The organism is Pseudoponticoccus marisrubri, assembly GCF_001482405.1.
In the GTDB taxonomy this organism is placed as follows: Bacteria; Pseudomonadota; Alphaproteobacteria; order Rhodobacterales; family Rhodobacteraceae; genus Pseudoponticoccus; species Pseudoponticoccus marisrubri.
Genome location: NZ_LPXO01000003.1, coordinates 373,156 through 399,616 on the forward strand (window position 1 = coordinate 373,156; position 26,461 = coordinate 399,616).

Annotated in this window: 26 protein-coding genes; 19 read left to right on the plus strand and 7 right to left on the minus strand. The window is 67.4% G+C overall.

What is annotated here, in order from left to right; translation table 11 throughout:
• The first annotated feature begins 139 nt into the window (after window positions 1-139).
• From AVJ23_RS07780 to AVJ23_RS07840, 13 genes are all read left to right on the plus strand, one after another.
• Window positions 140-1,318: a trans-sulfuration enzyme family protein gene (locus AVJ23_RS07780; protein WP_058861588.1), complete on the plus strand. Its 1,179-nt coding sequence runs from the start codon at window positions 140-142 to the stop codon at window positions 1,316-1,318.
• Between the two features lies 1 nt (window position 1,319).
• On the plus strand, window positions 1,320-2,357 hold the full coding sequence (locus tag AVJ23_RS07785) for an ATP-binding protein (RefSeq protein ID WP_058861589.1): 1,038 nt from the start codon (window positions 1,320-1,322) through the stop codon (window positions 2,355-2,357).
• A gap of 306 nt (window positions 2,358-2,663) precedes the next feature.
• Window positions 2,664-3,701, plus strand: a complete 1,038-nt coding sequence (locus AVJ23_RS07790) for a substrate-binding domain-containing protein (protein WP_058861590.1) — start codon at window positions 2,664-2,666, stop codon at window positions 3,699-3,701.
• Between the two features lie 95 nt (window positions 3,702-3,796).
• Window positions 3,797-5,269 (plus strand): phosphate ABC transporter permease subunit PstC, encoded by a 1,473-nt coding sequence (pstC, locus tag AVJ23_RS07795; RefSeq protein WP_058861591.1) that lies wholly within the window; start codon window positions 3,797-3,799, stop codon window positions 5,267-5,269.
• A complete protein-coding gene (pstA, locus tag AVJ23_RS07800; protein ID WP_058861592.1) occupies window positions 5,266-6,600 on the plus strand; it encodes a phosphate ABC transporter permease PstA in 1,335 nt (444 codons plus the stop codon). The genes pstC and pstA overlap by 4 nt, the downstream gene beginning before the upstream one ends.
• A 46-nt stretch (window positions 6,601-6,646) precedes the next feature.
• Complete coding sequence (gene pstB, locus AVJ23_RS07805; RefSeq protein WP_058861593.1) at window positions 6,647-7,444, plus strand: phosphate ABC transporter ATP-binding protein PstB; 798 nt, start codon at window positions 6,647-6,649, stop codon at window positions 7,442-7,444.
• Window position 7,445: 1 nt separating this feature from the next.
• Window positions 7,446-8,189, plus strand: a complete 744-nt coding sequence (phoU, locus tag AVJ23_RS07810) for a phosphate signaling complex protein PhoU (protein WP_058861594.1) — start codon at window positions 7,446-7,448, stop codon at window positions 8,187-8,189.
• 4 nt (window positions 8,190-8,193) lie between these two features.
• Window positions 8,194-8,883 carry a phosphate regulon transcriptional regulator PhoB gene (phoB, locus tag AVJ23_RS07815; RefSeq protein ID WP_058861595.1) on the plus strand — a complete coding sequence of 230 codons (690 nt, stop codon included), beginning with the start codon at window positions 8,194-8,196 and terminating at the stop codon, window positions 8,881-8,883.
• Window positions 8,884-9,201: 318 nt separating this feature from the next.
• Window positions 9,202-9,723 carry an SRPBCC family protein gene (locus AVJ23_RS07820; protein WP_058861596.1) on the plus strand — a complete coding sequence of 174 codons (522 nt, stop codon included), beginning with the start codon at window positions 9,202-9,204 and terminating at the stop codon, window positions 9,721-9,723.
• Window positions 9,724-9,798: 75 nt separating this feature from the next.
• On the plus strand, window positions 9,799-10,284 hold the full coding sequence (locus AVJ23_RS07825; protein ID WP_058861645.1) for a (2Fe-2S)-binding protein: 486 nt from the start codon (window positions 9,799-9,801) through the stop codon (window positions 10,282-10,284).
• A gap of 140 nt (window positions 10,285-10,424) precedes the next feature.
• Window positions 10,425-12,788, plus strand: a complete 2,364-nt coding sequence (locus AVJ23_RS07830; RefSeq protein ID WP_058861597.1) for a xanthine dehydrogenase family protein molybdopterin-binding subunit — start codon at window positions 10,425-10,427, stop codon at window positions 12,786-12,788.
• 92 nt (window positions 12,789-12,880) lie between these two features.
• A complete protein-coding gene (locus tag AVJ23_RS07835; protein ID WP_058861598.1) occupies window positions 12,881-13,666 on the plus strand; it encodes an FAD binding domain-containing protein in 786 nt (261 codons plus the stop codon).
• A 132-nt stretch (window positions 13,667-13,798) separates the two neighbouring features.
• On the plus strand, window positions 13,799-15,085 hold the full coding sequence (locus AVJ23_RS07840; protein WP_058861599.1) for a HupE/UreJ family protein: 1,287 nt from the start codon (window positions 13,799-13,801) through the stop codon (window positions 15,083-15,085).
• A gap of 4 nt (window positions 15,086-15,089) precedes the next feature.
• Here the strand turns inward: AVJ23_RS07840 and AVJ23_RS23315 are convergent, their stop codons facing one another.
• The gene (locus AVJ23_RS23315) at window positions 15,090-15,683 is read right to left on the minus strand and encodes a helix-hairpin-helix domain-containing protein (protein WP_084794371.1); all 594 of its coding nucleotides are present in this window, start codon (window positions 15,681-15,683) and stop codon (window positions 15,090-15,092) included.
• A gap of 155 nt (window positions 15,684-15,838) precedes the next feature.
• Between AVJ23_RS23315 and rpsB the strand changes: the two genes are divergently transcribed.
• Together rpsB and tsf are read left to right on the plus strand one after the other, a co-directional pair.
• Window positions 15,839-16,612, plus strand: coding sequence for a 30S ribosomal protein S2 (gene rpsB / locus AVJ23_RS07850; RefSeq protein ID WP_058861601.1), 774 nt, complete (start codon window positions 15,839-15,841; stop codon window positions 16,610-16,612).
• A gap of 94 nt (window positions 16,613-16,706) precedes the next feature.
• Window positions 16,707-17,582: a translation elongation factor Ts gene (gene tsf / locus AVJ23_RS07855; protein WP_058861646.1), complete on the plus strand. Its 876-nt coding sequence runs from the start codon at window positions 16,707-16,709 to the stop codon at window positions 17,580-17,582.
• Between the two features lie 531 nt (window positions 17,583-18,113).
• Here tsf and AVJ23_RS07860 read toward each other — a convergent pair.
• Entirely contained in the window at window positions 18,114-18,875 is a 762-nt protein-coding gene (locus AVJ23_RS07860; protein ID WP_058861602.1) for a helix-turn-helix transcriptional regulator, read from the minus strand.
• Window positions 18,868-19,317, minus strand: coding sequence for a type II 3-dehydroquinate dehydratase (gene aroQ, locus AVJ23_RS07865; RefSeq protein WP_058861603.1), 450 nt, complete (start codon window positions 19,315-19,317; stop codon window positions 18,868-18,870). Before aroQ ends, AVJ23_RS07860 begins: the two co-directional genes overlap by 8 nt.
• Before the next feature lie 211 nt (window positions 19,318-19,528).
• On the opposite strand from aroQ, the gene AVJ23_RS07870 reads away from it, so the two are divergent.
• Window positions 19,529-19,936 carry a hypothetical protein gene (locus AVJ23_RS07870; RefSeq protein WP_058861604.1) on the plus strand — a complete coding sequence of 136 codons (408 nt, stop codon included), beginning with the start codon at window positions 19,529-19,531 and terminating at the stop codon, window positions 19,934-19,936.
• 36 nt (window positions 19,937-19,972) lie between these two features.
• Here the strand turns inward: AVJ23_RS07870 and AVJ23_RS07875 are convergent, their stop codons facing one another.
• A complete protein-coding gene (locus AVJ23_RS07875) occupies window positions 19,973-21,196 on the minus strand; it encodes an acyl-CoA dehydrogenase (RefSeq protein WP_058861647.1) in 1,224 nt (407 codons plus the stop codon).
• 164 nt (window positions 21,197-21,360) lie between these two features.
• On the opposite strand from AVJ23_RS07875, the gene AVJ23_RS07880 reads away from it, so the two are divergent.
• The 3 genes from AVJ23_RS07880 to AVJ23_RS07890 all read left to right on the plus strand — a co-directional run bounded on the left by AVJ23_RS07880 (window position 21,361) and on the right by AVJ23_RS07890 (window position 23,983).
• Complete coding sequence (locus tag AVJ23_RS07880) at window positions 21,361-22,254, plus strand: PfkB family carbohydrate kinase (RefSeq protein WP_084794374.1); 894 nt, start codon at window positions 21,361-21,363, stop codon at window positions 22,252-22,254.
• Entirely contained in the window at window positions 22,251-23,174 is a 924-nt protein-coding gene (locus AVJ23_RS07885; RefSeq protein ID WP_058861606.1) for a pseudouridine-5'-phosphate glycosidase, read from the plus strand. Before AVJ23_RS07880 ends, AVJ23_RS07885 begins: the two co-directional genes overlap by 4 nt.
• Window positions 23,175-23,251: 77 nt before the next feature.
• Window positions 23,252-23,983, plus strand: a complete 732-nt coding sequence (locus tag AVJ23_RS07890) for a DUF502 domain-containing protein (RefSeq protein WP_058861607.1) — start codon at window positions 23,252-23,254, stop codon at window positions 23,981-23,983.
• Window positions 23,984-24,048: 65 nt separating this feature from the next.
• Here AVJ23_RS07890 and AVJ23_RS07895 read toward each other — a convergent pair whose 3' ends face one another.
• From AVJ23_RS07895 to AVJ23_RS07905, 3 genes are all read right to left on the minus strand, one after another.
• Complete coding sequence (locus tag AVJ23_RS07895) at window positions 24,049-25,089, minus strand: patatin-like phospholipase family protein (protein ID WP_058861608.1); 1,041 nt, start codon at window positions 25,087-25,089, stop codon at window positions 24,049-24,051.
• 92 nt (window positions 25,090-25,181) lie between these two features.
• Window positions 25,182-25,955 carry a 3-hydroxybutyrate dehydrogenase gene (locus tag AVJ23_RS07900; RefSeq protein WP_058861609.1) on the minus strand — a complete coding sequence of 258 codons (774 nt, stop codon included), beginning with the start codon at window positions 25,953-25,955 and terminating at the stop codon, window positions 25,182-25,184.
• Window positions 25,956-26,033: 78 nt separating this feature from the next.
• Window positions 26,034-26,402, minus strand: a complete 369-nt coding sequence (locus AVJ23_RS07905) for a nuclear transport factor 2 family protein (protein ID WP_058861610.1) — start codon at window positions 26,400-26,402, stop codon at window positions 26,034-26,036.
• Between the last annotated feature and the right edge of the window lie 59 nt (window positions 26,403-26,461).

Consider the following 26,461-nt stretch of genomic DNA (forward strand, 5'->3'; position numbering starts at 1 on the left):
GCGCCGATCGGCTGATGACGGGCCGCCAAGCCCGGCACCGATCCCCCCCATGACGGGCCCTGCGCCCGACACTTCCCGACCATAGACGGGCCCCGGGCCCGACGCGATTTCGACCAACAAGAAGCGAGGAGCAGTCGCCATGAAGAAAAGCCTGCAACGACCCTTTCCCATCCGCACCGGGGTATCGGCCCCGGTCGTGTCGCCGATCATGCCCTCGGTGGTCTATGCCTCCGAGAGCCCCTCGGCGCTGGACGCCCAGTACGAGGGCCGGACGCAGGGCTTCACCTATGCCCGCGAGGGCCATCCCAATGCCGACATGCTGGCCGAGCGGATCGACGCGATGGAGGGGATGCAGGGCGGCATCGTGACCGGCTCGGGCATGGCGGCGGTGGCCGCGGTGCTTTTGGGCCTGTGCCGCGCGGGTGACCACGTGGTGGGCGCCGATCAGCTCTACGGGCGCAGCCTGCGCATGATGGCCGAGGACCTGCCGCGGCTGGGCATCGAGACGACGCTGGCCGATGTCACCGACGTCGACGCGGTCGCCGCTGCGCTGCGCCCCGAGACCCGGCTGGTGCTGATCGAGGTCGTGTCGAACCCGACCCTGCGCATCGCCGATCTGGACGGGATCGCGGCGCTCTGTGCCGCGCGCGGCGTGCTGCTGGTGGTGGACAACACCTTTACCACGCCGGCCGCGATCCGCCCGGCCGAGCATGGCGCCGACATCGTGCTGCACTCGGTGACCAAGCTGCTGTCGGGGCATTCCGACACCACGCTGGGCTGGGTGGCCGCCAAGGACCCCGAGCTGGCCCAGCAAATGCGCGTCTTTGCCGTGACCACCGGCATGACGGCCAGCCCCTTCGACTGCTGGCTGGCCGAGCGTGGGCTGGCCACCTTCGATCTGCGCTATGCGCGCGCGCAGGACAATGCCCAGCGCCTGGCATCCTGGCTGTCGGAGCAGGCAGGCGTGACCCGCGTGCTCTATCCCACGCGCCCCGACCACCCCGAGGCCGCCCGCGCGCAGTCGCTGCTGCACGGGCAGGGCTGCAACATGGTCAGCTTCGAGATCGAGGGCGGGCGCGACGCGGCCGACGCCTTTGCCAAGGCGGCCGAAGGCATCGCCTTTGCGCCCACGCTGGGTGACGTGGGCACCACGCTGTCGCACCCGGCCTCCTCCTCGCACCGGGCGCTGACGCCCGCCGCGCGCGAGAAGATCGGCATCACCGAGGGGTTCTTCCGCGTCTCCGTCGGGCTCGAGGATCCCGATGCGCTGATCGGCACCTTCGAGGACGGGCTGGACGCGGCCCGCAGCGAGCGCTGAGATGACGGCCGTCACCGCGGAGATGGTCGAGGCGATCCCGATGCCCGCGGTGGTGATCCGGCATGACGAGCGCATCGAGGCGGCCAACGCGGCCGCCCGGACGCTGCTGGGCCCCAATATCGGCGGGCGCCACTTCATCACGGCGCTGCGCCAGCCTTCGTTGCTGGACACGATCGAAAGCTGCCTGCGCGACCGCGCCAGCCGCAGCACCACCTACCTGACCAATGACGGGCGGCAGGATACCACCTTCCGCGTCACCGCAGGGCCGGTCACGCTGGACAGCGGCCCCGCGGCGCTGGTCTGTTTCGAGGACACCACCCACGTGGCGCGCTCGGGCCAGATCCGGCGCGATTTCGTCGCCAATGTCAGCCACGAGCTGCGCACGCCGCTGACCGCGCTGATCGGCTTCATCGAGACGCTCAAGGGCCCGGCGCGCAACGATCCCGTCGGGCAGGCGCGCTTTCTCGACGTGATGGAGCAGGAGGCGCACCGGATGAACCGGCTGGTCGCGGACCTTCTGTCGCTGTCGCGGGTCGAGGCCGAGGAGCGGGTGCGCCCGACCGACCGGCTGGATCTGGCCGCGCTGCTGCGCGACACCGTGCACGGGGTGGCTCCGCTGGCCGCCGAGGCGGGCTCGGAGATCGTGACCGAGCTGCCCGAGGGCCGGGTCAGCGTGCCGGGCGATGCCGACCAGCTGCGGCAGGTCTTCACCAACCTTGTCGAGAACGCGATCAAGTATTCCGGGGCGGGCGCGCGGATCACCGTGTCGCTGAGCGCGCCCGAGTTCCAGCCGCGGCTGCGCGCATCGGGCGTGGTGGCCAGCGTGCGCGACACCGGGCCGGGAATCGACCCGATCCACATCCCGCGCCTGACCGAGCGCTTCTACCGCGTCGACGACCACCGCTCGCGCGAGATGGGCGGCACCGGTCTGGGGCTGGCCATCGTCAAGCATATCGTGAACCGCCATCGCGGCCGCATGCGGATCGAAAGCGAGATCGGCCACGGCATGTGTGTCACCCTGCTGCTGCCAAGCAGCTGAGTCGCGCGCCGCGCGCCGGCGGGGCACGCGAATCCGGTCGCGACTCGGGCCCCCGTGGTCAGATCGACCGCTGCGCCGATTTCCCGATACATTCCAGCACCTTACCCAGCGTCATGCACGCGATGCGCGAGCGTCCTCGCACGTATGTGGCGAGCCGGTCCCGTCAATGGTGGCGCAAACGGCAATGATCCGCGCAGCTTCATAAAACCGTTACATACCTGTCACAAAACCATTGTCGCAGGCCTGCTAGTGGGCGCTCGAGATCATCACGGGGATGATCCTATCCTCTGAATCAGGGAGCAACCTATGACCGTGAAACTGACCGCCTCCGCTCTGGCGATCGCAGCCGTTTCGGCCACCGCCGCCGCCGCACGTGACAACGTGCAGGTCGCCGGGTCCTCGACCGTTCTGCCCTACGCCTCGATCGTGGCGGAAGCTTTCGGCGAGAACACCGACTTCCCGACGCCCGTCGTCGAGTCGGGCGGCTCCTCGGCCGGCCTCAAGCGCTTCTGCGAAGGCGTGGGCGAGAACACCATCGACGTAGCCAACGCCTCGCGCGCCATCCGCTCCTCCGAGGTCGAAGCCTGTGCCGAGAACGGCGTGACCGACATCATCGAGGTCCGCATCGGCTATGACGGCATCGTCTTCGCCAGCCAGCAGGACGGCCCGGCCTTCACCGCCTTCGAGCCGGCCGACATCTACAACGCCATCGGCAACCAGGTTCTGGTCGACGGTGAACTGCAGGACAACGCCTACAACAGCTGGGCCGAGTTCAACAGCGACCTGCCGGACGTGGAAATCGCCATGTTCATCCCCGGCACCAAGCACGGCACGCGTGAAGTCTTCGAGGACAAGGTCCTGCTGGAAGGCTGCGAATCGACCGGCGCCATGGAAGCCATGATGGAAGCCGGCATGTCCGAGGACGACGCCGAGGATGCCTGCCTCGACGTGCGCACCGACGGCAAGTCGGTCGACATCGACGGCGACTACACCGAGACCCTGGCGCGCATCGACGCCAACACGAACGGCATCGGCGTGTTCGGCCTGGCGTTCTACGAGAACAACACCGACAAGCTGAAGGTCGCCACCATGTCCGGCGTGACGCCGAACACCGAGACCATCTCGACCGGCGAATACCCGGTGTCGCGCCCGCTGTTCTTCTACGTCAAGAAGGCGCATATCGGCGTGATCCCCGGCCTGAAGGAATACGCCCAGTTCTTCGTCGCCGACGAGATCGCCGGCCCGAACGGCCCGCTGTCCAACTACGGCCTCGTCGCCGACCCCGAGCTGGCCGAGACTCAGGCCGCCGTGGCCAACGAAGAGACCATGGGCGAAGGCATGTAAGTCAGGCCCCTGGCCCGAATGCCACGGGGGCGGCATATTCCGCCGCCCCCTTTTCCTTTTAGGACCTTTCCACAACCAAGACTGACGGGGGGCACATGCCTTTACTCTGGCTATTCCTGATCGTGCTGGCGATCGCGGCGGTCGGCTACGTGCTGGGCCGGTCGCGTGCCCTTCAGAGCGCCGGTGGCGACAGCCGCGACCTGCATTCGCTGCCATCCTATTACGGCACCAATGTCGCGATGAAGGCGGCCGTGCCCGCCTTTCTGCTGATGCTGGTCTGGCTGCTGGTCCAGCCGCTCTACATCAACACCGTGATCTCGGGCGCGATCCCCGACAGCGCCATCAGTGACGGGGCGAACCTGGGCCTGGTGATGTCCGAGGTGCGCCGCACCGCAGAAGGGCTCGACGCGCTGGTGGCCGCGGGCGAGATGACCGAGGCGTTCGCGCGCAGCGCCCGGGCCGATCTGGGCGACATCACCCAGCGCCTGCAGGATGCCGGGCAGATCGTGACCTCCGAGGTCACGCAACCGATCCTGCGCGCCGCGCAGGATTACCGCGTAATGAACGCCACGGGCAGCCTGCTGATGAGCGGCGCGGTGATCGTGCTGTCGCTGGCAGGCCTGCTCTGGGGCCTGCGTGAAAGCCAGGCCGCCTTCCGCGCCCGCAACGTGGTCGAGGCCGGGGTGCGCGCGCTGCTGATCGCGGCCGCCTCGATCGCGATCCTGACCACGATCGGCATCGTGCTGTCGCTGGTCTTCAACACGATCGAGTTCTTCCGCCTCTACCCGGCCTCGGATTTCTTCTTCGGGCTGGAATGGGCGCCGTCCTTCTCGGGGCGCGGCGGCTCGTCCGAGCTGGGCGTGATCCCGCTGCTCTGGGGGACGTTCTACATCTCGATCGTGGCGCTGCTGGTGGCGGTGCCGATCGGGCTTTTTGCGGCGATCTACCTGTCGGAATACGCCTCGCGCCGGGTGCGCGGCATCGCCAAGCCGATGCTCGAGGTGCTGGCCGGCATCCCCACCATCGTCTACGGCCTTTTCGCGCTGCTGACGGTCGGCCCGCTGCTGCTCTCGGTCTTCGGCCGCGAGGGGCTTGGCTGGATGCAGGCGGGCACCGCGGTGATGACCGCGGGCATCGTGATGGGCATCATGCTGATCCCCTTCGTCAGCTCGCTGTCCGACGACATCATCAACGCCGTGCCGCAGGCCATGCGTGACGGCTCCTACGGGCTGGGCGCCACCAAGTCCGAGACCATCAAGCAGGTCGTGCTGCCCGCCGCGCTGCCGGGGATCGTGGGCGCGATCCTGCTGGCCGCCAGCCGCGCCATCGGCGAGACCATGATCGTGGTGCTGGGGGCAGGGGCCGCGGCACGGCTCAGCCTCAACCCGTTCGAGGCGATGACCACCGTCACCGCCAAGATCGTCAGCCAGCTGACCGGCGATGCCGATTTCGCCTCGCCCGAGGCGCTGGTCGCCTTTGCCCTGGGCATGACCCTCTTCGTCATCACGCTGGGGCTGAACGTCTTCGCCCTCTACATCGTGCGCAAATACCGGGAGCAGTACGAATGACCGACGCAAGCATGCAGGGCGGCGCGGCCGCTCCGTCGCGGAAAAGCTCGATCCACACGATCGACGCACGCACGAAAAAGCGCAACGCCGCCGAGGCCCGGTTCAAGGCCTATGGCCTGGCGGCCATCCTGGTCGGCCTGTTCTTCCTGGTGGTGCTGGCCGTCTCTATCGTGCGCAACGGCCTGCCGGCCTTCACCGAGACCACGGTCGACCTGGAATTCGTGCTGACCGAAGAACAGTACCAGGAGGCCGAGGGCACGCTGTTCAAGACCGCCGCCTATACCGATTTCTTCATCGCCGGGCTGCGCGAGCAGCTGGTGGAGGACGGTGTCGAGGTGGCCTTCGACGAGGACGCGATCGAACGCATCCTCGGCAAGGTGGGCGGCAACCTGCGCGAATTCTACCGCGCGAACGAGGACAAGCTGGGCGAGCCGGTAAGCTTCACCATGTCCGCCTCGTCGCGGGTCGATGGCTACATGAACGGCCGCGTGACGCGTGACGGGCTGGAGGACAGCCGCTTCCTGATGGCAACGGATCTCGATCTCGTCGACGTGCTGCGCGATGCCGGCATCATCACCCAGAGCTTCAACTGGAACTTCATCACCGGCGCCGATTCCGGCGTGGACAACCCCGGCGGCGCGGGCATCGGCGCCTCGGTCGTGGGCTCGTTCTTCATGATGATCGTGGTGCTGGTCCTGTCGCTGCCCATCGGCGTGGCCGCCTCGATCTATCTCGAGGAATTCGCGCCGCAGAACCGCTTCACCGACCTGATCGAGGTGAACATCTCGAACCTGGCCGCGGTGCCCTCGATCGTCTTCGGCATCCTGGGCCTGGCCGTGTTCATCCAGTTCATGCACCTGCCGCAATCGGCGCCGCTGGTCGGCGGTCTGGTGCTGACGCTGATGACGCTGCCCACGATCATCATCTCGACCCGCGCCTCGCTGAAATCCGTGCCGCCCTCGATCCGCGACGCGGCGCTGGGGGTGGGCGCGTCCAAGATGCAGGCCGTGTTCCACCACGTGCTGCCGCTGGCCATGCCGGGCATCCTGACCGGCACGATCATCGGCCTGGCCCAGGCACTGGGCGAGACCGCGCCGCTCCTGCTGATCGGCATGGTGGGCTTCGTCGCCCGCGGCTATCCCGACGGGTTCGTCGGCGGCTTCACCGAGGCCAACTCGGCCATGCCGGCGCAGATCTACACCTGGGCCGCGCGCGCCGATGTCAGCTTCTACGAGAAGGCCTGGGGCGGGATCATCATCCTGCTGCTCTTCCTGCTGACCATGAACATCATCGCCATCATCCTGCGTCGCCGGTTCGAGCGTCGCTGGTAAGCCGACCCCCATCCGGCCTATACCCGCGCCTGAGAGGAACTCACCCATGTACGACGCACCGAATACGGAATTGCACGTGACACAGAACGACATCAAGATCGCCGCACGCAAGGTGCAGGTCTATTACGGCGACACCCATGCCATCAAGGACGTGGATGTCGACATCGAGGACAAGACCGTGACCGCCTTCATCGGCCCGTCGGGCTGCGGCAAGTCCACCTTCCTGCGCTGCATCAACCGGATGAACGACACGATCGACATCTGCCGCGTCGAGGGCGACATCCAGATCGACGGCGAGGACATCTACGACAAGCGCGTCGACCCGGTCCAGCTGCGCGCCAAGGTGGGCATGGTCTTCCAGAAGCCCAACCCGTTCCCCAAGTCGATCTACGACAACATCGCCTACGGGCCCAAGATCCACGGGCTGGCCAAGAACAAGGCCGATCTCGACGAGATCGTCGAGAAGGCGCTGCGCCGCGGCGCCATCTGGGACGAGGTCAAGGACCGGCTGCACGCGCCCGGCACCGGCCTGTCCGGCGGCCAGCAGCAGCGCCTGTGCATCGCCCGCGCCGTGGCCACCGAACCCGAGGTGTTGCTGATGGACGAGCCCTGCTCGGCGCTCGACCCGATCGCCACCGCGCAGGTCGAAGAGCTGATCGACGAGCTCAAGCAGAACTACTCGGTCGTGATCGTCACGCACTCCATGCAGCAGGCCGCCCGGGTCAGCCAGAAGACCGCCTTCTTCCACCTCGGCCATCTGGTGGAATACGGCGAGACCGGCAAGATCTTCACCAATCCCGAGGACACCCGCACCGAAAGCTACATCACCGGACGGATCGGCTGACATGAGCGACGAACTCACCAACCACATCGCAAGTGCCTTCGACCGCGACCTCGAAGGCATCCAGGCCCAGATCATGAAGATGGGCGGGCTGGCCGAGGTCGCCATCATGCAGGCCGCCACCTCGCTCGAGACCCGCGACGAGGAACTGGCCCAGAAGGTGCGCCGCGGGGACGCGGCCATCGACGCGCTGGAGGAGGCGCTGAACGAGGAGGCCGCCCGCGTCATCGCGCTGCGCGCGCCGACCGCGACCGACCTGCGCGTGGTGCTGTCGGTCATGCGCATGTCATCGAACCTCGAACGCATCGGCGATCTCAGCAAGAACATCGCCAAGCGCACCGGCGTGCTGATCCAGATGCAGCCCATCGGCAGCACGGCCGCCTCGCTGCGCCGCATGGCGCGCGAGGTCGAGCTGATGCTCTCGGACGCGCTCGACGCCTATATCCAGCGCGACGAGGCGCTGGCCCTCGACGTGATCGAGCGCGACCGCGACGTGGACCAGATGTACAACACGCTGTTCCGCGAGTTCCTGACCTTCATGCTCGAGGATCCGCGCAACATCACCGCCTGCATGCACCTGCATTTCATCGCCAAGAACATCGAGCGCATGGGCGACCACGTCACCGCGATCTCCGAGCAGGTGGTCTTCCTGACCTCCGGGCGCAAGCCGGAGGAGGCCCGCGTCAAGGAGGATCGCACCTCCTCGGATGCACGGCTGAGCCCCGAGCTCGACCAGGACGGAGAGTGACACGATGCCCGCAGACCAGCCCACGGTGCTCGTGGTCGAGGACGAGGCCGCGCAACGCGAGGTCCTGAGCTACAATCTCGAGGCCGAGGGATTCCGCGTCGCCCGCGCCGAGAACGGCGAGGAGGCGTTGGTTCTCATCGACGAGGAAAACCCCGACATCATCGTGCTGGACTGGATGCTGCCCAATGTCTCGGGGATCGAGGTCTGCCGGCAGATCAAGACCCGGCCCGAGACACGCAACGTGCCCATCATCATGCTCTCGGCCCGCTCGGAAGAGGTGGACCGCGTGCGCGGGCTGGAGACCGGCGCCGATGACTACGTGGTCAAGCCCTACTCGGTGGTCGAGCTGATGGCCCGGGTGCGCGCGCAGCTGCGCCGCGCGCGCCCGGCCGCGGCAGGGCTGCGACTGGAATACGAGGACATCGTGCTGGACAGCGAGACCCACCGCGTGACCCGCGCGGGCAGCGCGCTGAAACTGGGCCCGACCGAGTTCCGCCTGCTGACCACCTTCATGGAAAAGCCCGGCCGCGTCTGGTCGCGCGAACAGCTGCTCGACCGGGTCTGGGGGCGCGACATCTATGTCGACACGCGCACCGTGGATGTCCATATCGGCCGGCTGCGCAAGGCGCTCTGCCAGCATGGCGGCACCGATCCGCTGCGCACCGTGCGCGGCGCCGGCTACGCGCTGGGCTGACCGGCACCAAAAGCGCCCAAGCCGCTTCGAAGCGGCTTGGACCGTCGCGCCGGCCCGGTCGTGCCGCCCCGTGACAAGGCCTTGACGCGCCGCGTTTTCTCGGCAGACTGAGGGTCGAGTGGAGGAGCGCGGTCGTGACCTGGCGGACAAATTTCTTCGAAGAAATTTGCAAGAATTTTCGAAAATTCTTGCGCGCCCCCGGCCCGGACCGCGGGGCAGGGGTGTCGGCTGTCAGCCCCTGGCATGTCGCGGGGCTCCACCGGTTTGCCCTGCGCGGGCCCTGCGCCTAGTCTGGCGCCGAAAGTGAGGACATGACCCATGCAGATGAGCGATTCCCGTACCATCCAGGCCCCGCGCGACATGGTCTGGCAGGCCATCCTCGATCCCGAGGTGCTCAAGGCCTGCGTGCCGGGCTGCACCGAGTTGACCGGCACGCCCGAGGACGGGTTCGATGCCGTGGTGGTGCAGAAGGTCGGCCCGGTGAAGGCCACCTTCAAGGGCCATGTCACGCTTTCCGAGATGGACAAGCCCGAAAAGCTGCGACTGTCGGGTGAGGGCAAGGGCGGGGCTGCCGGCTTCGCCAAGGGCGGCGCCGACGTGACCCTGACCGAGGTCGAGGAGGGCACGCTCTTGTCCTACGAGGTCGAGGCCAAGGTGGGTGGCAAGCTGGCGCAGCTGGGCAGCCGCATCATCGACGGCTTCGCCAAGAAGATGGCCGACCAGTTCTTCCAGAACTTCCAGGACGCGATCGAGGGGCCCTCGGACCCAGAGGAGGCTCCGGAGGTCGAGAGCGGCGACGGCCACAAGAAGGGCTGGTTCAAGCGCATGGTCTCGGGCTGAGCCCGGCCGAACAGGACACCCGGCCGGCCCGCCACCATGCGGGCCCGGCCTGACAGGATTTCAAGGAGGGAAATGATGACAGACGTGACGATGACGGTGAACGGCAAGCCCGTCACCCGGTCGGTCAGGGGCAACACGCTGATGACCGAGTTCCTGCGCGAGGAGCTGCGCCTGACCGGCACCCATGTGGGCTGCGACACCAGCCAGTGCGGCGCCTGCGTGATCCATGTGAACGGGGCGGACGTGAAGGCCTGCACCATGTTCGCCGCCGAGGCCGAGGGGGCCGAGGTCACCACGATCGAGGGCATGGCCAATGCCGACGGCTCGCTGAACGTGATCCAGCAGGCCTTCCAGGACCATCACGGGCTGCAATGCGGCTTCTGCACGCCGGGCATGGTGATGACCGCCGCGGCGCTCCTGCGCGACAACCCCAGGCCGACCGAGCACGAGATCCGCGACTATCTCGAGGGCAATATCTGCCGCTGCACCGGCTATCACAACATCGTCAAGGCGATCATGGCGGCCAGCGGCCAGGACGTCTCGGCCATCGCGGCAGAGTAGCGCCGCCCCACTGACCGGCCGGCCCGCCGCGGGAGAGGGCGGCAGGCCGGGCCGGATGTCTCGAAGACGGGGCCGGTATGGTCCGGCCCTGCAATGACGAGGGCAGGCGGCGCAGCCCGACCTGCAGGGAGGAGAAAGACATGCCGAAGGATCATGGCATCGGCGCAAGCCCGAAGCGGCGCGAGGACGTGCGCTTCCTGACCGGGGCCGGTCAGTACACGGATGACATCAACGTCTACGGGCAGACCTACGTGCATTTCCTGCGCTCCGACGTGGCGCATGGCAGGATCAACAGCGTGAACACCGAGGTGGCCAGCGCCATGCCGGGCGTGGTGCGCATCTTCACCGGGGCCGATTTCGACGGCATCGGCGGGCTGCCCTGCGGCTGGCAGGTGACCGACAAGCATGGCGAGCCGATGAAGGAGCCCGCTCACCCGGTGCTGGCGCAGGGCAAGGTGCGCCATGTGGGCGACCCGATCGCCGCCGTCGTGGCCGAGAGCCTCGAGGAGGCGCGCAATGCCGCCGAGGCCATCGAGGTGGATATCGAGGAACTGCCCGCGGCGGTGAACATGAAGGCCGCCTTGGCCGAGGGCGCCCCCAAGGTGCATGACGATTTGTCCGACAATCTCTGCTACGACTGGCAGTTCGGCTCGGACCAGGCCGATGTGGACGCGGCCTTCGAGAAGGCGGCGCATGTCACCACGTTGGAGCTGGTGAACAACCGGCTCGTGGCCAACCCGATGGAGCCGCGCGTCGCCCTGGGCGATTACAGCCGCGCCAATGACGAGAGCACGCTCTACACCACCAGCCAGAACCCGCATGTGATCCGGCTGCTGATGGGGGCCTTCGTGCTGGGCATCCCCGAGCACAAGCTGCGCGTGGTGGCGCCCGATGTGGGGGGCGGTTTCGGCACCAAGATCTTTCACTATGCCGAGGAGGCGTTCTGCACCTTCGCGGCGCGCCAGATCAACCGGCCAGTCAAGTGGACCTCGACCCGCTCCGAGGCCTTCATGTCCGACGCCCATGGCCGCGATCACGTGACGAAGATCGAGCTGGCGCTCGATGCCGAGAACAATTTCATCGGGCTGCGCACCGACACGCTGGCCAATATGGGCGCCTACCTGTCGACCTTCTCCTCGTCGGTGCCGACCTGGCTGCACGGCACGCTGATGGCGGGCAATTACAAGACCCCGGCCATCCAGGTGAACGTCAAGGCGGTCTTCACCAACACCGTGCCGGTGGATGCCTATCGCGGGGCCGGGCGCCCCGAGGCGACCTTCCAGCTGGAACGCCTGGTCGACAAGGCCGCGCGTGAGCTGGGTGTCGATCCGATCGCGCTGCGCCGGCAGAACTTCATCACCAGCTTCCCCTACGAGACCCCGGTCGCCGTGGCCTATGACACGGGCGATTACGTGGCGACCATGGACAAGCTGGAAGAGATGATCGACCGCGCGGGCTTCGACGCGCGCCGCAAGGAGAGCGAGGCCAAGGGCAAGCTGCGGGGCCTCGGCATCAACTGCTATATCGAGGCCTGCGGCATCGCGCCGTCGAACCTCGTCGGGCAGCTGGGGGCGCGCGCGGGCCTCTATGACGCGGCCACCGTGCGGGTGAATGCCACCGGCTCGATCAGCGTCATGGTCGGCGCGCATTCCCACGGGCAGGGGCACGAGACCGCCTTCCCGCAGGTCGTGGCCGAGATGCTGGGCATCGACGAATCGATGATCGACATCGTGCATGGCGACAGCTCCAAGATCCCCTTCGGCATGGGCACCTACGGCTCGCGCAGCCTTGCGGTCTGCGGCTCGGCCATGGTGCGCGCGACCGAGAAGATCATCAACAAGGCCAAGAAGATCGCGGGCCACCTGCTCGAGGCCTCCGAGGCCGATATCGAGCTGAAGGACGGCCAGTTCACCGTGGCCGGCACCGACAAGTCGGTGGCCTGGGGTGACGTGACGCTGGCCGCCTACGTGCCGCACAACTACCCGCTCGAGGATATCGAGCCGGGGCTGGAAGAGACCGCCTTCTACGATCCGTCCAACTTCACCTATCCCGCCGGCGCCTATGCCTGCGAGGTCGAGCTGGACCCCGAGACCGGAAAGGTCACGATCGAACGCTTTGCCGCGGCGGATGATTTCGGCAACGTGGTCAACCCGATGATCGTCGAGGGGCAGGTGCATGGCGGGCTGGCCCAGGGCATCGGGCAGGCGCTGCTCGAGACCTGTTCCTATGACGAGGACGGCCAGCTTCTGTCGGCCTCCTACATGGATTACGCCATGCCGCGCGCCGATGATGTGCCGTTCTACGCGGTCGACCATTCCTGTGCCACGCCCTGTACGCACAACCCGCTGGGGGTGAAGGGCTGCGGCGAGGCCGGGGCGATCGGCTCGCCGCCGGCGGTGGTCAACGCGGTGATCGACGCGCTGCATTCCGGCGGCCACACGCAGGTGACCCATATCGACATGCCCGTCTCGCCCGGACGCGTCTGGGCGGCGATGCACGGCTGAACACAGCCCGGCCCTCTTCCCGTCATGGGGAGGGGGCATCCGTGCGCGGGGCAGGGCCTCGCGCCATGAACGGGAACAACAGGAGAGACGAGATGTATTCATTCGACATGGTACGGCCGACCAGCGTGGCCGATGCCGTCGCGGCGCTGGGGCAGGAGGACGCGCAGGCGCTGTCCGGCGGCCAGACGCTGATCCCGACGCTCAAGCAGCGCCTCGCCATGCCCTCGGTCCTGGTCAGCCTCAGCGGCATCGACGAGCTCAAGGGCCTGTCGGTCAGCGACGGCGTGATGGAGATCAAGGGCGCCACCACCCATGCCACCGTGGCGCGCGAGGGCGGCGACTACCCGGGCCTCGCCGCGCTGGCGGCCAATATCGGCGACCCGGCCGTGCGCAACCGCGGCACGATCGGCGGCAGCATCGCCAACAATGACCCCTCGGCCTGCTACCCGGCCGCGGCGCTGGGATCGGGCGCGACCATCGTGACCAACACGCGCGAGATCGCGGCCGACGAGTTCTTCCAGGGCATGTTCACCACCGCGCTGGAAGAGGGCGAGATCGTCACCGCGGTCCGCTTCCCGATCCCCGAAAAGGCCGCCTACATGAAGTTCGAACAGCCCGCCTCGCGCTTTGCGCTGGTCGGCGTCTTCGTGGCGAAATACGCCGACGGCGTGCGCGTCGCGGTGACCGGTGCCTCGAATGACGGGGTGCACCGTTGGAGCGCCGCCGAAGAGGCGCTCTCGGCCAATTTCGCGCCCGACGCGGTCGAGGGGCTGTCGGTGCCCGCCGACAACATGATCGCCGACCTGCATGGCTCGGCCGCCTACCGCGCGCATCTGGTGGGCGTGATGACCAAGCGCGCCGTGGCCGCCGCCGACTGAGCCCGCCCCGACACGCGCCCATGCGCCCCCGGCCCGCCTTGGGTTCGGGGGCGTTTGCGTGTGATTGCCGTGGTTTGCGCTTGAATCCGCGCGTTCTTGCGTCACCTTGCCGCGCAGGAAGGAAGGTCCCCCATGATCCGCTCTCTCGTCTCGGCTCTTCTGTTCGCGCTCTCCGCCGCGGCGGCGCAGGCGCATGAGGTGCAGTCCGCGGTCGCCGATTTCATCACCGAGGGCGGCCGGCTGCAGATGGAGATGCGGCTGAGCGCCGAGCCCATCGTGGCGGGCATCGACCTGGAAGGTGTGCAGGACACCAACAGCACCGAGGGGGCCGAGCGCGTGGATGCGCTGCGTGCCTTGCCGCCCGAGACGCTTGCGGCGCAGCTGCGTGACGAGATGCCCCGCATCCTGGCGGGCATGAACATCCGCGCCGACGGTGCGCCGCTGGACATGGCGGTGAGCGAGATCACCGTGCCGCCCGTCGGCAATGTCGAGCTGCCGCGCGAGACCGCCGTGCTGCTGGCCGGCGCACTGCCGCCCCGGGCCGAGACGCTGCAGATCAGCTGGCCGGCCGAATTCGGTACGTTGATCCTGCGCCAGATGGACATGGAGCAGGGCTATACCGGCTACCTGACCGGCGGCACCTCGGACCCGATCGAGATCCCCTCGGACAGCCTCTTGGGAATCGCGGGCACCTACCTGCTTGCGGGCATGGTGTTCTTCGCGCCGCTGGGGCCCGCGCATGTGCTGTTCGTGCTGGCGCTGTTCTTCCTGTCGAGCCGGCCGGTGCCGCTGGCCACGCAGCAGGCCGCTTTCACGCTGGGGCTTCTGCCCGCGCTGATTGCCGGCACCTTGGGCATCTTGACGCCGCCCGCCAGCTTTCTGGCCCCGCTGATCGCCGCCTCGGTCGTCTATGTCGCTTTGGAGGGCATCCTCGTGCCCGGGGGGCATCGCGGACGGCCGGCACTGGTGGCCGGGTTCGGTCTGCTGCACGGGCTGGGGCTTGCCGCTGCCTTGCGAGCCTTTGGCCTGCCGGGCTCCGGGACCAGCCTTGCGCTGGCGGGTTTTGCCCTGGGCGTGATCCTTGCGCAGCTGCTGGTTCTCGGCCTCGCCTTTGCCATGGTGGCGCTGGCGCAGCGCGTGGATGCGGGGCGCGTGCCGGTGCGCCGAGGGCAGGGGGTCTATGCCGCGCTGGCGGTCGCCTTCGCAGCGGCGGGCTGGTGGCTCTACGGCGTGGGCCTGCCGCAGACCCAGCTCGGGCTGGCGCTCTGGCTCTGGCCGCTGGCGGGGCTTTCGGTGCTGTGCCTGCTCTCGGCCAGCTTCGTCGACCGGCTGCACGCCTATCGCCGCTTCGTCGTGGTGCCGGGTCTGCTGGCCATCGCCGCCGCGGGCGCCGGACTTGCGATCAGCAGCGCCCTCTGAGCGGCTAGGATTTCTTCTTTTTCTTGCCCTTCTTCTTGGCGGCCTTCTTTTCGGAGGCAGGTTTGGCAGCCTTGTCGCCCTTGGCTGCCTTCTTCTCTTTCTTCGATTTTTTCGAGGTCTTGGAGGTCTCGGCCTTGGCCGCTTTCTCCTTCTTCTTCTTCGACGGTTTGGCCTTCTTGGATTTCGCCGTCTTTTTCTTTTTCGTCTTGCCCGCCGTCGTCTTCACAGGCGCCTCCGCCGGGGCCGCGACCTCTTCCCCGGCCGCTTCGACAGGCTCCGGTTGAACAGGTTCGGGCAGGGTTTCTGCGGGTGGCGGTGCGGGAAGCTCGGACAGGGCGGCCTCGGCGGCGGCGATCTGCTCCTGCGCCGCGGCGATCAGCATGCGCGCGCGCGACAGCTGCACCCGCGGCACGGATAGCAGGTCCTCGGGTGGGCGCGTGGCCAGATCGGCCGCGTTGGTGATGCCCAGCTCGCGCAGGGACCGGGCCATCGCGGGGCCCACGCCGCGCACATCCAGCAGATCCGTCATGAACAGGTGTCCTCTTTCATCTGTATATACAAGTGATGTAACCCAAGCCGCGCAGCACCGCAACGCCATTGGGTCTTGCGCACCTCGGCGATCCGCGTTAATGGCGCCCCCACGTATCCCGCAGGCGGGGGCGGGCCCTCTGGACAGACAGCCCCAGGGGTCCACCGGTTGAGCAGACAGGCTTGATTCCCCGCCAAGGCATGAAACCGGAAAGGAAAGAAAGCATGGCTCTTCCCGAGTTCACCATGCGCCAGCTGCTTGAAGCCGGCGTTCACTTCGGCCACCAGACGCAGCGCTGGAACCCCCGCATGGGCGAGTTCATCTACGGTGCGCGCAACGGCATCCACATCGTCGACCTGACCCAGACCGTCCCGATGCTGGACGCGGCGCTGAACGCGATTCGCGAATGCGTTGCCAAGAACGGCCGCGTGCTCTTTGTCGGCACCAAGCGCCAGGCCGCGCAGCCGATCGCCGAGGCGGCCGAGAAATGCGCCCAGTACTACATGAACCACCGCTGGCTGGGCGGCACGCTGACCAACTGGCAGACCGTCTCGAAATCGATCAACCGCCTGCGCTCGATCGACGAGCAGATGGAAGCCGGCGCCGAGGGCCTGACCAAGAAAGAGCGCCTCAACATGGAGCGCGACCAGGGCAAGCTGCAGGCGTCGCTGGGCGGCATCCGCGAAATGGGCGGCGTGCCGGACATGCTCTTCGTGATCGACGTCAAGAAAGAGGCGCTGGCCGTGGCCGAGGCGAACAAGCTGGGCATCCCGGTCGTCGCCGTGGTCGACACCAACTGCTCGCCCGAGGGGATCGACTACATCATCCCCGGCAATGACGACGCCGCCCGCGCCATCGCGCTCTACTGCGACCTCGTCAGCCGCGCCGCGCTGGACGGCATGACCGGCCAGATGGAAGCCGCCGGTGTCGACCTTGGCGCGCTCGAGGACGCCCCGACCGAGGAACTGCTGGCCGGCGCACAGGACGGCGCAAGCTGATCCGGGCTGTCGCACCAGCGACATATCTGCGTGACATGAGCGGGTGGCCGAGGGCCGCCCGGACCTCGCAACCGATGATGAGGAGAGCCGAGAGATGGCGATCACTGCAAAACAGGTGAAAGAGCTGCGCGAGATGACCGGCGCAGGCATGATGGACGCCAAGAAGGCGCTGGTCGAGACCGAGGGCGACATGGATGCCGCCGTCGACTGGCTGCGCACCAAGGGCCTGGCCAAGGCCGCCAAGAAGTCGGGCCGCACCGCGGCCGAGGGGCTCGTGGCGGTCAAGGTCGAAGGCGGCAAGGGTGTCGCGGTCGAGATCAACTCGGAAACCGACTTCGTTGCCAAGAACGCCGATTTCCAGGACATGGTCGGCAAGATCGCGACCGCCGCGCTGAACGTCTCGGATGTCGAGGCGCTGAAATCCGCCGAGGTCGACGGCAAGCCGGTCACCGATGTGATCACCGACAAGATCGCCACGATCGGCGAGAATATGTCGCTGCGCCGCATGGCGTCGGCCGAGGGCGATGTCGTGTCCTCCTACGTGCACAATGCCGCCGCGCCCAACATGGGCCAGATCGGCGTGCTGGTCGCGCTCAAGGGTGGCTCGGAAGAGTTCGGCCGCCAGGTCGCGATGCACATCGCCGCCGCCAACCCGGCCGCGCTGAACGAGGCCGAGCTTGACCCGGCCGTGGTCGAGAAGGAGCGTCAGGTCCAGATCGACATCGCCAAGGAATCCGGCAAGCCCGACAATGTCATCGAGAAGATGATCGTCGGCCGCATGAAGAAGTTCCTCGCCGAGGTGACCCTGCTGGGCCAGCAATTCGCGCTGGACACCGACAAGACCGTCGAGCAGGCCGCCAAGGATGCCGGCGCCGAGATCGTCGGCTTCGTCCGCCTGCAGGTCGGCGAAGGCATCGAGAAGGAAGCCGAGGATTTCGCCGCCGAGGTGGCCAAGGCCGTTCAGGGCTGACACGGCCACCTTCGCGAAACGAACAGGCGGCGAGGGGCAGGGGCCTCGCGCCGTTTTTCATGTCCGGCACATGGGCCCCGGCAGGTCGGACAGTGTGGCGCCGGGTGGTGGGTTCGGGGCCCCCGAAAAGACATTGGGGATGAGACCGAGGGCCCCGATGGGGTGCTGGCCGGCAGGACGGAAATTGCCCCACCGGTCCAGCTCCGGCGATGCCGGGAGAGAACCAGGGCCCGGAAATCGGCACGGGTTGGCCCCCTCATGTTCCATGGCCAAAGCCACCACTCACGGAACAAAAGTACAATGGCAATTTACCTGTGGGAACAAAAGTACGGATTTCCGGACCGGTTCATTTTTTCCGGGTTTTCACGTGGGGTTCACGCTGCTCCGGGCCTGTCGCAGCGATGAAAGCCCTTGCAAGTCAGTATCTTGCGCCGGCACGCCCGGTTTTGTCCAAAAGGTCAGGAATGCAGCCGCCGGGCCGCCCGCGGATTCACGAGTCCCGAAACTGAAATTCCCGAAATCCGAAACTGTTCACGACGGGATGATGTACATCTGGTTGTGAAAGGCCGCCTTGGCGACGGCCTGCGCCGTCGTCTCGACATTCAGCGTGTCGCGGGCGAGGCGGAGGTGCTTCTCGATCGTCGCCTGGGTCAGCCCCATGATCTGCGCGATGTCCTGCATCGTCTTGCCGTCGCCGACCCATTCCAGCGCCTCGCGCTGGCGCGGCGTCAGGTTCTGGTTGGGCAGCGGAACGGGCAGGGTCAGAATCTTGAGATGCACGAGGTTGTTCAGCAGCACGATGTCCTGCCCGTGCTCGGCCCAGATCGCATCCGCATCCGCCTGCGTCAGCTCGGCCCGCGTGGTCAGCGAGATCGCGCCCTTGGCCCGGTGCGACACCGACTTGAAACTGATCGTGTAGCCGGCATGCACCTTGTGCTGCAGGTTGAAGGCCACGACCTTCTGCGCCTTTGGATCCAGCGTGCCCTGGTTGATCTGCTCGGCCAGCACGCCCCAGCTGCAATGTCCCTCGTTCTCCAGCGCCCAGCGGACCATGGGCGCGTGCCGGTAATGGCCATCCTCGACAAAGCCCTTGCGATAGGCCGGCGTGTGGTTGGTCAGCACGACGAAATCATTGGGATCGCCGAAGGAGGTCTCGGTCAGGAAGCGGGTGAACCCGTAGATCAGCCGGTCGAACCCGTACTCGGCCATCTTGGCGCAATGCCGTGACCAGAGGTCCTCGACAGTGTCGGCATTGGTCAGCTCGATCAGATAGTCCCTGAGGTCGTCATTCACGGCGCGCAGTCTCCAGAAAGGTCAGCAGGGCATCCATGGCCAGCACGTAACCTGCGGTGCCGAATCCGGCGATCACGCCGACCGCCACCGGGGCAATATGGGAATAATGCCTGAAAGTCTCGCGCGCGTGAACATTCGAGACGTGCAGTTCGACAACTTTCGCCTCGGCCGCCGAGATCGCGTCGCGCAGCGCGACCGAGGTATGGGTGTAGGCGCCGGCATTGAAGACGATCCCGTCATGGGTGCCGCGCGACTGCTGGATCAGCGTGACCAGCTCGCCCTCGTGGTTGGACTGCGCGCAGGTGACCGAGACGCCGATCTTCTCGCCATGCGCCCGGCACATCGCCTCGACATCCGACAGGGTCGTGTGCCCGTAGATCTCGGGCTGCCGCGTGCCCAGCATGTTCAGGTTGGGACCGTTCAGGATGAGCAACGAGCGCATGTCTTCCTCCGTGATGCGACAGGGCCTGCCTAAGCCGGTGCCGCCGCGCTGTCCAGTTTCGCGGATCCTCGGGGGCGCGTGGACTGCTCTTATATTTACATAATACAGATTATAGGATTCATACACGGTCAATCACCGCACAAGGTTTGCCTTGCCACCCTGCCGGAAAACCTGCCAAGACTCAGACACACAACCAAAACGGGATTTCTCGATGACAAAACACTTTTTCACGATCTGCGCCCTGTCGCTGGCCCTGTCCGGTCCGGTCGCCGCGCAGGAGATGATCGGCGCCGAGGCCATGAGTGACTACATCACCGGAAAGGCCTACCAGGGCGTGAACCCCGAGACGATGGAGGTCGTGGCCAGCGTGGTCTATCACGCCGACGGCTCCTCGACGCTCTGGATGGCCGGCCCCGCCGATGCCGCGCCCAAGGATGAGCCCGGCAGCTACCGGATCGAGGGCAACACCTACTGCACGCGCTACGAGAATTTCCGCGACAATTCCGAGAACTGCTTCACGCTCGAAGATATCGGCGACGGGCGCACGCAGGCCTATTACACGGATGGGCGCACGGCGCTGATCCTGCAACCGATCGAGATCCCCGACCGGTTCAGGTAACGTCGCAGCCGCGCGCCACAACCCATTGACCGGGCGTCAGAAAAACGCCTGAAGCCCGGTCTGCGCACGGCCCAGGATCAGCGCGTGCACGTCATGCGTGCCCTCGTAGGTGTTCACCGTCTCGAGGTTCAGCATGTGCCGGATGACCTGGAACTCGGCCGAGATGCCATTGCCGCCATGCATGTCGCGGGCCATGCGCGCGATATCCAGCGCCTTGCCGCAATTGTTGCGCTTGAGGATCGAGATCATCTCGGGCGCGGCGCGGCCCTCGTCCATCAGGCGCCCGACCTGCAGGCAGCCCTGCAGCCCCAGCGCGATCTCGCTCTGCATGTCGGCCAGCTTGCGCTGGAACAGCTGGGTCTGCGCCAGCGGGCGGCCGAACTGCTTGCGCTCCAGCCCGTAGCCGCGCGCGGCGTGCCAGCAGAACTCGGCCGCGCCCATCACGCCCCAGGCGATGCCGTAGCGGGCCCGGTTGAGACATCCGAAAGGCCCTTTAAGCCCTTGAACATGCGGCAGAAGCGCGTCTTCGCCAACCTCGACCCCGTCCAGCACGATCTCGCCCGTGACGCTGGCGCGCAGCGACAGCTTGTTGGCGATCTTGGGCGCCGAGAGCCCCTTGAGACCCTTCTCCAGCACGAAGCCGCGGATCTTGCCGTCATGCGCGTCGGACTTGGCCCAGACCACGAAGACATCGGCGATCGGCGCGTTCGAGATCCACATCTTCGAGCCGGTCAGCCGGTAGCCGCCCTCGATCTTCTCGGCCCGCGTCTTCATCGCCCCGGGATCCGAGCCGGCATCGGGCTCGGTCAGGCCGAAACAGCCGATCATCTCGCCACTGGCCAGCTTGGGCAGGTAGCGCTTGCGCTGCGCCTCCGAGCCATAGGCGTGGATCGGGTACATCACCAGCGAGGATTGCACCGACATCATCGAGCGGTAACCCGAATCGACGCGCTCGATCTCGCGCGCGACCAGCCCGTAGGACACGTAGGAGCCGCCCAGCCCGCCATAGGCCTCGGGCACCGTCACGCCCAGCAGGCCCATCTGGCCCATCAGCGCGAAGATCTCGGGATCCACGGTTTCCTGCTCGAAGGCGTCGAGGATGCGGGGCGCCAGCTGTTCCTCGGCAAAGGCGCGCGCGCCCTCGGCCAGCATGCGCTCCTCCTCGCTCAGCTGGTCGACCAGGCGCAGCGGATCGGCCCAGTCGAACGGGCCCAGGTCCGGCGCGTCCTTGGCCTTCAGCTCGGGTCTCACATCTGCCATCTCGTTCATCTCGGGCCTCCCGTCTTGTCCACGCGGCATCATAGGCCAGCGCCGGCCCGACCGAAAGCCGCGCCGGGCGTGACGCAACGCCCCGTCCCGACGGGCCACGCGCCCTGCCCGCTCGGCCCTTGCGCGCCGCGCCCGCGCGCGGCACTACTCAGGCCATGACACGCGCGCCCGACATCCTCTGCATCGGCTCCGTCCTGTGGGACGTGATCGGCCGGACCGCCTCGACCATGCGGCCCGGGGCCGACGTGCCCGGCCGCATCACCCGCCTGCCCGGCGGCGTGGCGCTGAACATCGCCATCACGCTGGCACGGTTCGGCCTGCGGCCCGCGCTGCTCTCGGCCGTGGGCCGCGATGCCGAGGGCGACGACCTTGTCACCGAATGCGCGCGGCTGGGGCTCGAGACGGGCTATCTCTACCGCTCCGAGGATCTGCCCACCGACCGCTACATGGCGATCGAGGATACCGGCGGGCTGGTCGCGGCCATTGCCGATGCGCATTCGCTCGAAGCCGCAGGCTCCAAGATCCTGCGCCCGCTGAGCGACGGCACGCTGGGGAATGCGCAGACGCCCTATGACGGCCCCGTGGCGCTGGACGGCAACCTGACCGAATCGCTTCTGGCCGAGATCGCCGGTCATCCGGGCTTTGCCGCCGCCGACCTGCGCATCGCGCCGGCCTCGCCGGGCAAGGCCGAACGGCTGCTGCCTTTCCTGCGCGCCGGGCGCGGCACGCTCTATGTCAATCTCGAAGAGGCCGGGCTGCTCTGCCAGACCGCGTTCGACGATGCGCAGACGGCCGCGCAGGCGCTGGTCGCGCGCGGCGCGGCGCGGGTGCTGGTCACCAATGGCGGCAAGCTCTGCGCCGAGGCCTCGCGCACCGAAACCCTTTCGGCCTGCCCGCCCGAGGTGCTGGTGACGCGCGTCACCGGCGCGGGCGACACCTTCATGGCCGCCCATATCGCGGCCGAACGCGCCGGCGCCGGGCGGGCGCAGGCGCTCGACCGCGCGCTGGCCGCCGCCGCCGCACATGTTTCCGGAGAAATCGCCTCATGAGCCCCGTCACCCTCTCCACCCCCGTTGCCGAGGCGCTGGCCGCCAACCGGCCGGTCGTCGCGCTGGAATCCACCATCATCACCCATGGCATGCCCTGGCCGCAGAATCTCGAGGTCGCCCGCCGGGTCGAGGCCACGGTGACCGAGGCCGGCGCCACGCCGGCCACCGTGGCGGTGATCGAGGGCCGGCTCTGCGTCGGGCTCGACGATGACCAGCTGCAGGCGCTGGCGCAGGCCAAGCACGTGGCCAAGCTGTCGCGCGCCGACATGGCCGTCTGCATCGCCGAGGGGCGCACCGGCGCCACCACCGTGGCCGCCACGATGATCGCTGCGGCGCGCGCCGGCATCGACATCTTCGCCACCGGCGGGATCGGCGGCGTGCATCGCGGGGCCGAGGCCAGCTTCGACATCTCGGCCGACCTGCAGGAGCTGTCCCAGACGCCGGTCACCGTGGTCGCCGCCGGTGCCAAGGCGATCCTCGACCTGCCCAAGACGCTCGAGGTGCTCGAGACGCTGGGCGTGCCGGTCATCGCCTATGGCCAGGACCAGCTGCCGGCCTTCTGGTCGCGCGAGGCCGGGCTGCGTGCGCCCCTGCGCATGGATGCGCCCGCCCCCATCGCCCGCGCGCACCGGGCAAGGCAGCAGCTGGGCCTGCCGGGCGGGCAGCTGGTGGCCAACCCGATCCCCGAGACCGCCGAGATCCCGCGCGCCGAGCTCGCCCCGGTGATCGCCGCCGCCACGCGCGACGCCGAGAAACACGGCATCCAAGGCAAGGCGCTGACGCCCTACCTGCTGCAGCGCATCTACGAGCTGACCGAGGGCCGCTCGCTCGACGCCAATATCGCGCTGGTGCTGAACAATGCCCGGCTCGCGGCCGGAATTGCCCGTGCCTTGTGCGACCTGCGCAGCGAAGATGCGTGATCGGCCCCGCGCCCATTGTAGAGCACGGCGCGAGCGCCTAATTTGAACGCAGCTGCACACCCCCGGATCGGTTCCGCATGACAACGCCCTTCGACCCCGAGCCCAAGCGCGCCGGTCCCATCGCCCGCCTGCGCAACTCCTTCCTGACGGGCATCGTCGTGATCGCGCCCGTCGGGCTGACCGTCTGGCTGATCTGGACCGTGATCGGCTGGGTCGACGGTTTCGTCTGGCCCTTCGTGCCCGATGCCTATCACCCGACCGAGCTGCTGAACCGCTTCCTCGGCCTGTCCGGCGAGGACCGGATCGAGGTCAATGTGCGTGGCCTCGGCGTGGTGATCTTCCTCGTCTTCACCATCACCGTGGGATGGATTGCCAAGGGGTTGATCGGGCGCTCGCTGATCAGCTTCGCCGAACAGCTGGTCGACCGCACCCCGGTGGTGCGCTCGATCTATTCCGGCATCAAGCAGCTGGCCGAGACGGTCTTTGCCCAGTCCGAGCGCAGCTTTGAGAAGGCCTGCCTGATCCAGTACCCGCGCAAGGACATCTGGGCGATCGGCTTCATCTCGACCAATGCGCGCGGCGAGGTGGCCGCCAAGGCGCAGACCATGGGCGGGCTGGTCTCGGTCTTCGTGCCGACCACGCCGAACCCGACCTCGGGCTTCCTGCTCTTCTTCCCCGAGGAGGACGTGATCGAGCTCGACATGTCGATCGAGGATGCCGCCAAGCTGGTGATCTCGGCCGGGCTGGTCTACCCCAACGGCAAGGAGGCCAAGGCCGCGATCGAGGGCCGCTTCCGCAAGGCCTCCTGACCGGCGGCCGGTTTCGTACGAAATGGCGGATTGCCTGCCCGTTTCGTACGAAACGGGCAGGTTTCTCAGTCGAACATGGCCCGCAGATCGGCGCTCTGCCGCGTGCCCAGATCGTCGAAATGATCGGCCAGGAACTGCCCCGCGGCGCGCCGGCCCGCCTCCTTCAGCTGCGCGATGACCGAGGGCACGGCCACCATCTTGGTGGCCACCGACAGCTCGTTCATCAGCGTGTCATCCGAGACCATGTGCACCCGCAGCCGCTTCATCGCGCCCTCGCGGATCGCCCCGTCCTGGATCAGCCGCTGCACGAAATTGATCGCCCGCAGGTCGCGCAGCAGCGACGAGTTGAAGCTTATCTCGTTGATCCTGTTCTGGATTTCCGGCGGCGTCACCGGCAGCTTCTCGCGGTAGAGCGGGTTGATGTTCACGATCACCAGGTCGTCGGGCAATTCCGGCTCGTAGAGCGGGAACAGCGCCGGGTTGCCCGAATAACCGCCATCCCAGAACGCCTCCACGGTGCCGGTGACCGGGTCGGTCAGCTCCACCGCCTGGAACAGCGTCGGCAGGCAGGCCGAGGCCAGGATCGACCGGGTGGTGATGTCATTGCCGCTGAACACCCGCACCTTGCCATTGCGCACATTGGTCGCGCAGATGAAGAGCGCGGGCCCTTCCAGCGCACAAACCTTCCCGAAATCAAAGGCTTCCACGACCTTCTTCAACGGGTTGTCGTAGAGCGGCCCCCAGGCATAGGGCGACACCATGCGCCCCACCGCCTCGCCCATCACGTAGGGCAGCGAGTATTCCACCGAGCGGCTGACCATCCCCGGATCGGGCAGCCAGGGATGCATCCAGGCCGGCAGTGCCATGTCGTCCAGCGCCCCGATCTGCCGCCAGGTCCAGTCCAGCCGCGCCTTCGCCCCGGCCCGGCCATCCTCCAGCCAGCCCGATTTCAGCGCCGCGCCGTTCAGCGCCCCCGCCGAGGTGCCCGAGACCGCCGCGATCTCGATGCGCTCCTCCTCGAGCAGCCGGTCCAGCACGCCCCAGGTAAAGGCGCCATGCGCGCCGCCGCCCTGCAGGGCAAGGTTGATGCGGACGGGCTCTGCCATGCCGGCCTCCCTTTCATCTTTCCGAAAATACTCCGGGGGGCCCGAAGGGCGGGGCAGCGCCCCCTCCTCCGCAGCCACCCCGCGATGCCGCCTCAGAGTGCGGTCCAGCCGCCATCCACGCTGATCGTGGTCCCGGTGATCTGCGCCGCCGCGTCCGAGCACAGGAAGACGCAGGTGCCGCCCATCTGCTCGACCGTGGCGAATTCCTTCGAGGGCTGCCGCTTGAGCATGACCTCGCGGATCACCGTCTCGCGATCCATGTCGTATTCCTTCATCGTGTCGGGGATCTGCGCCTCGACCAGCGGGGTCAGCACGTAGCCCGGGCAAATCGCGTTCGCGGTGATCGGCTCCTCGGCGGTCTCCAGCGCGACGGTCTTGGTCATGCCGATGATGCCATGCTTGGCCGCGATATAGGCCGATTTGTAGGGCGAGGCGGTCAGCCCGTGGGCGCTGGCAATATTCACCACCCGGCCCCAGCCGGCCTCGCGCATCTTCGGCAGCGCCGCGGCCGTGGTGTGGAAGGCCGAGGACAGGTTGATCGCGATGATCGCATCCCATTTCTCGGGCGGGAACTGGTCGATCGGCGCCACGTGCTGGATGCCGGCATTGTTCACCAGGATGTCGCAGGCGCCCGCCTGGTCGATCAGCGCGCGGCATTCCTCGGGTTTGGACATGTCGGCCTTGATGTAGCGCGCGCTCACCCCGTGCGTGTCGGCGATCTCCTTGGCGATGGCGTGATCCTCGTCGCGATCGGTGAAGGAGTTGATCACCACTGCGGCCCCTGCCTTGGCCAGTTCATGGGCAATGCCCAGCCCGATCCCCGAATTGGACCCGGTGATGATTGCGGTCTTTCCATTCAGCGACATGAGGCGCCCTCGTTTTGTCCAGAAACTCTGCCGACAGCTATATGCCGCAGATGCGAAAAACGAAAGACACGAGGCGCGTCACGCCGGCGCGGGCAGCGGGCCGAAGAAGCCGATGATCTCGGTCAGCCGCCCGTCCGGGTCGACGCGCCCGATATCGATGCCGTCGGTCAGCACCGAGCCGTCGCCCAGCGTCATCCGCCAGCCAAAGCGCAGCCGGTCGTGATGCAGATCGATCCCCGAGGTCAGCGTCAGCGTGGCACCAGGATAGGCCTCGAGAAAACCGCCGATATGCGCCACCAGCGCGTCGCGGCCGCGCGCCTCGCCCGTGGGATCCTGGTAGAGACCATCCTCGGCCCAGGCGATCTGCAGCAACCCGGCACGGCGCGCAGCGTCGCCCTCGCGCCAGGCCGCGCCATAAGCCGCGATGATGTCCGTCAGCTCGGCCATGATCGCGCTCCCGTCAATGTGATCCCCCGGGCAGCCTAGCAGAATGGCAGGCTGCTGTC

What these genes read in the sequence shown, in the direction of transcription:
- AVJ23_RS07780 (WP_058861588.1), top strand. Translation starts at nt 140, where the DNA reads ATGAAGAAAAGCCTGCAACGACCCTTTCCCATCCGCACCGGGGTATCG.
- AVJ23_RS07785 (WP_058861589.1), top strand. Translation starts at nt 1,320, where the DNA reads ATGACGGCCGTCACCGCGGAGATGGTCGAGGCGATCCCGATGCCCGCG.
- AVJ23_RS07790 (WP_058861590.1), top strand. Translation starts at nt 2,664, where the DNA reads ATGACCGTGAAACTGACCGCCTCCGCTCTGGCGATCGCAGCCGTTTCG.
- pstC (WP_058861591.1), top strand. Translation starts at nt 3,797, where the DNA reads ATGCCTTTACTCTGGCTATTCCTGATCGTGCTGGCGATCGCGGCGGTC.
- pstA (WP_058861592.1), top strand. Translation starts at nt 5,266, where the DNA reads ATGACCGACGCAAGCATGCAGGGCGGCGCGGCCGCTCCGTCGCGGAAA.
- pstB (WP_058861593.1), top strand. Translation starts at nt 6,647, where the DNA reads ATGTACGACGCACCGAATACGGAATTGCACGTGACACAGAACGACATC.
- phoU (WP_058861594.1), top strand. Translation starts at nt 7,446, where the DNA reads ATGAGCGACGAACTCACCAACCACATCGCAAGTGCCTTCGACCGCGAC.
- phoB (WP_058861595.1), top strand. Translation starts at nt 8,194, where the DNA reads ATGCCCGCAGACCAGCCCACGGTGCTCGTGGTCGAGGACGAGGCCGCG.
- AVJ23_RS07820 (WP_058861596.1), top strand. Translation starts at nt 9,202, where the DNA reads ATGCAGATGAGCGATTCCCGTACCATCCAGGCCCCGCGCGACATGGTC.
- AVJ23_RS07825 (WP_058861645.1), top strand. Translation starts at nt 9,799, where the DNA reads ATGACAGACGTGACGATGACGGTGAACGGCAAGCCCGTCACCCGGTCG.
- AVJ23_RS07830 (WP_058861597.1), top strand. Translation starts at nt 10,425, where the DNA reads ATGCCGAAGGATCATGGCATCGGCGCAAGCCCGAAGCGGCGCGAGGAC.
- AVJ23_RS07835 (WP_058861598.1), top strand. Translation starts at nt 12,881, where the DNA reads ATGTATTCATTCGACATGGTACGGCCGACCAGCGTGGCCGATGCCGTC.
- AVJ23_RS07840 (WP_058861599.1), top strand. Translation starts at nt 13,799, where the DNA reads ATGATCCGCTCTCTCGTCTCGGCTCTTCTGTTCGCGCTCTCCGCCGCG.
- AVJ23_RS23315 (WP_084794371.1), bottom strand. Translation starts at nt 15,683, where the DNA reads ATGGCGTTGCGGTGCTGCGCGGCTTGGGTTACATCACTTGTATATACA.
- rpsB (WP_058861601.1), top strand. Translation starts at nt 15,839, where the DNA reads ATGGCTCTTCCCGAGTTCACCATGCGCCAGCTGCTTGAAGCCGGCGTT.
- tsf (WP_058861646.1), top strand. Translation starts at nt 16,707, where the DNA reads ATGGCGATCACTGCAAAACAGGTGAAAGAGCTGCGCGAGATGACCGGC.
- aroQ (WP_058861603.1), bottom strand. Translation starts at nt 19,317, where the DNA reads ATGCGCTCGTTGCTCATCCTGAACGGTCCCAACCTGAACATGCTGGGC.
- AVJ23_RS07870 (WP_058861604.1), top strand. Translation starts at nt 19,529, where the DNA reads ATGACAAAACACTTTTTCACGATCTGCGCCCTGTCGCTGGCCCTGTCC.
- AVJ23_RS07875 (WP_058861647.1), bottom strand. Translation starts at nt 21,196, where the DNA reads ATGGCAGATGTGAGACCCGAGCTGAAGGCCAAGGACGCGCCGGACCTG.
- AVJ23_RS07880 (WP_084794374.1), top strand. Translation starts at nt 21,361, where the DNA reads ATGACACGCGCGCCCGACATCCTCTGCATCGGCTCCGTCCTGTGGGAC.
- AVJ23_RS07885 (WP_058861606.1), top strand. Translation starts at nt 22,251, where the DNA reads ATGAGCCCCGTCACCCTCTCCACCCCCGTTGCCGAGGCGCTGGCCGCC.
- AVJ23_RS07890 (WP_058861607.1), top strand. Translation starts at nt 23,252, where the DNA reads ATGACAACGCCCTTCGACCCCGAGCCCAAGCGCGCCGGTCCCATCGCC.
- AVJ23_RS07895 (WP_058861608.1), bottom strand. Translation starts at nt 25,089, where the DNA reads ATGGCAGAGCCCGTCCGCATCAACCTTGCCCTGCAGGGCGGCGGCGCG.
- AVJ23_RS07900 (WP_058861609.1), bottom strand. Translation starts at nt 25,955, where the DNA reads ATGTCGCTGAATGGAAAGACCGCAATCATCACCGGGTCCAATTCGGGG.
- AVJ23_RS07905 (WP_058861610.1), bottom strand. Translation starts at nt 26,402, where the DNA reads ATGGCCGAGCTGACGGACATCATCGCGGCTTATGGCGCGGCCTGGCGC.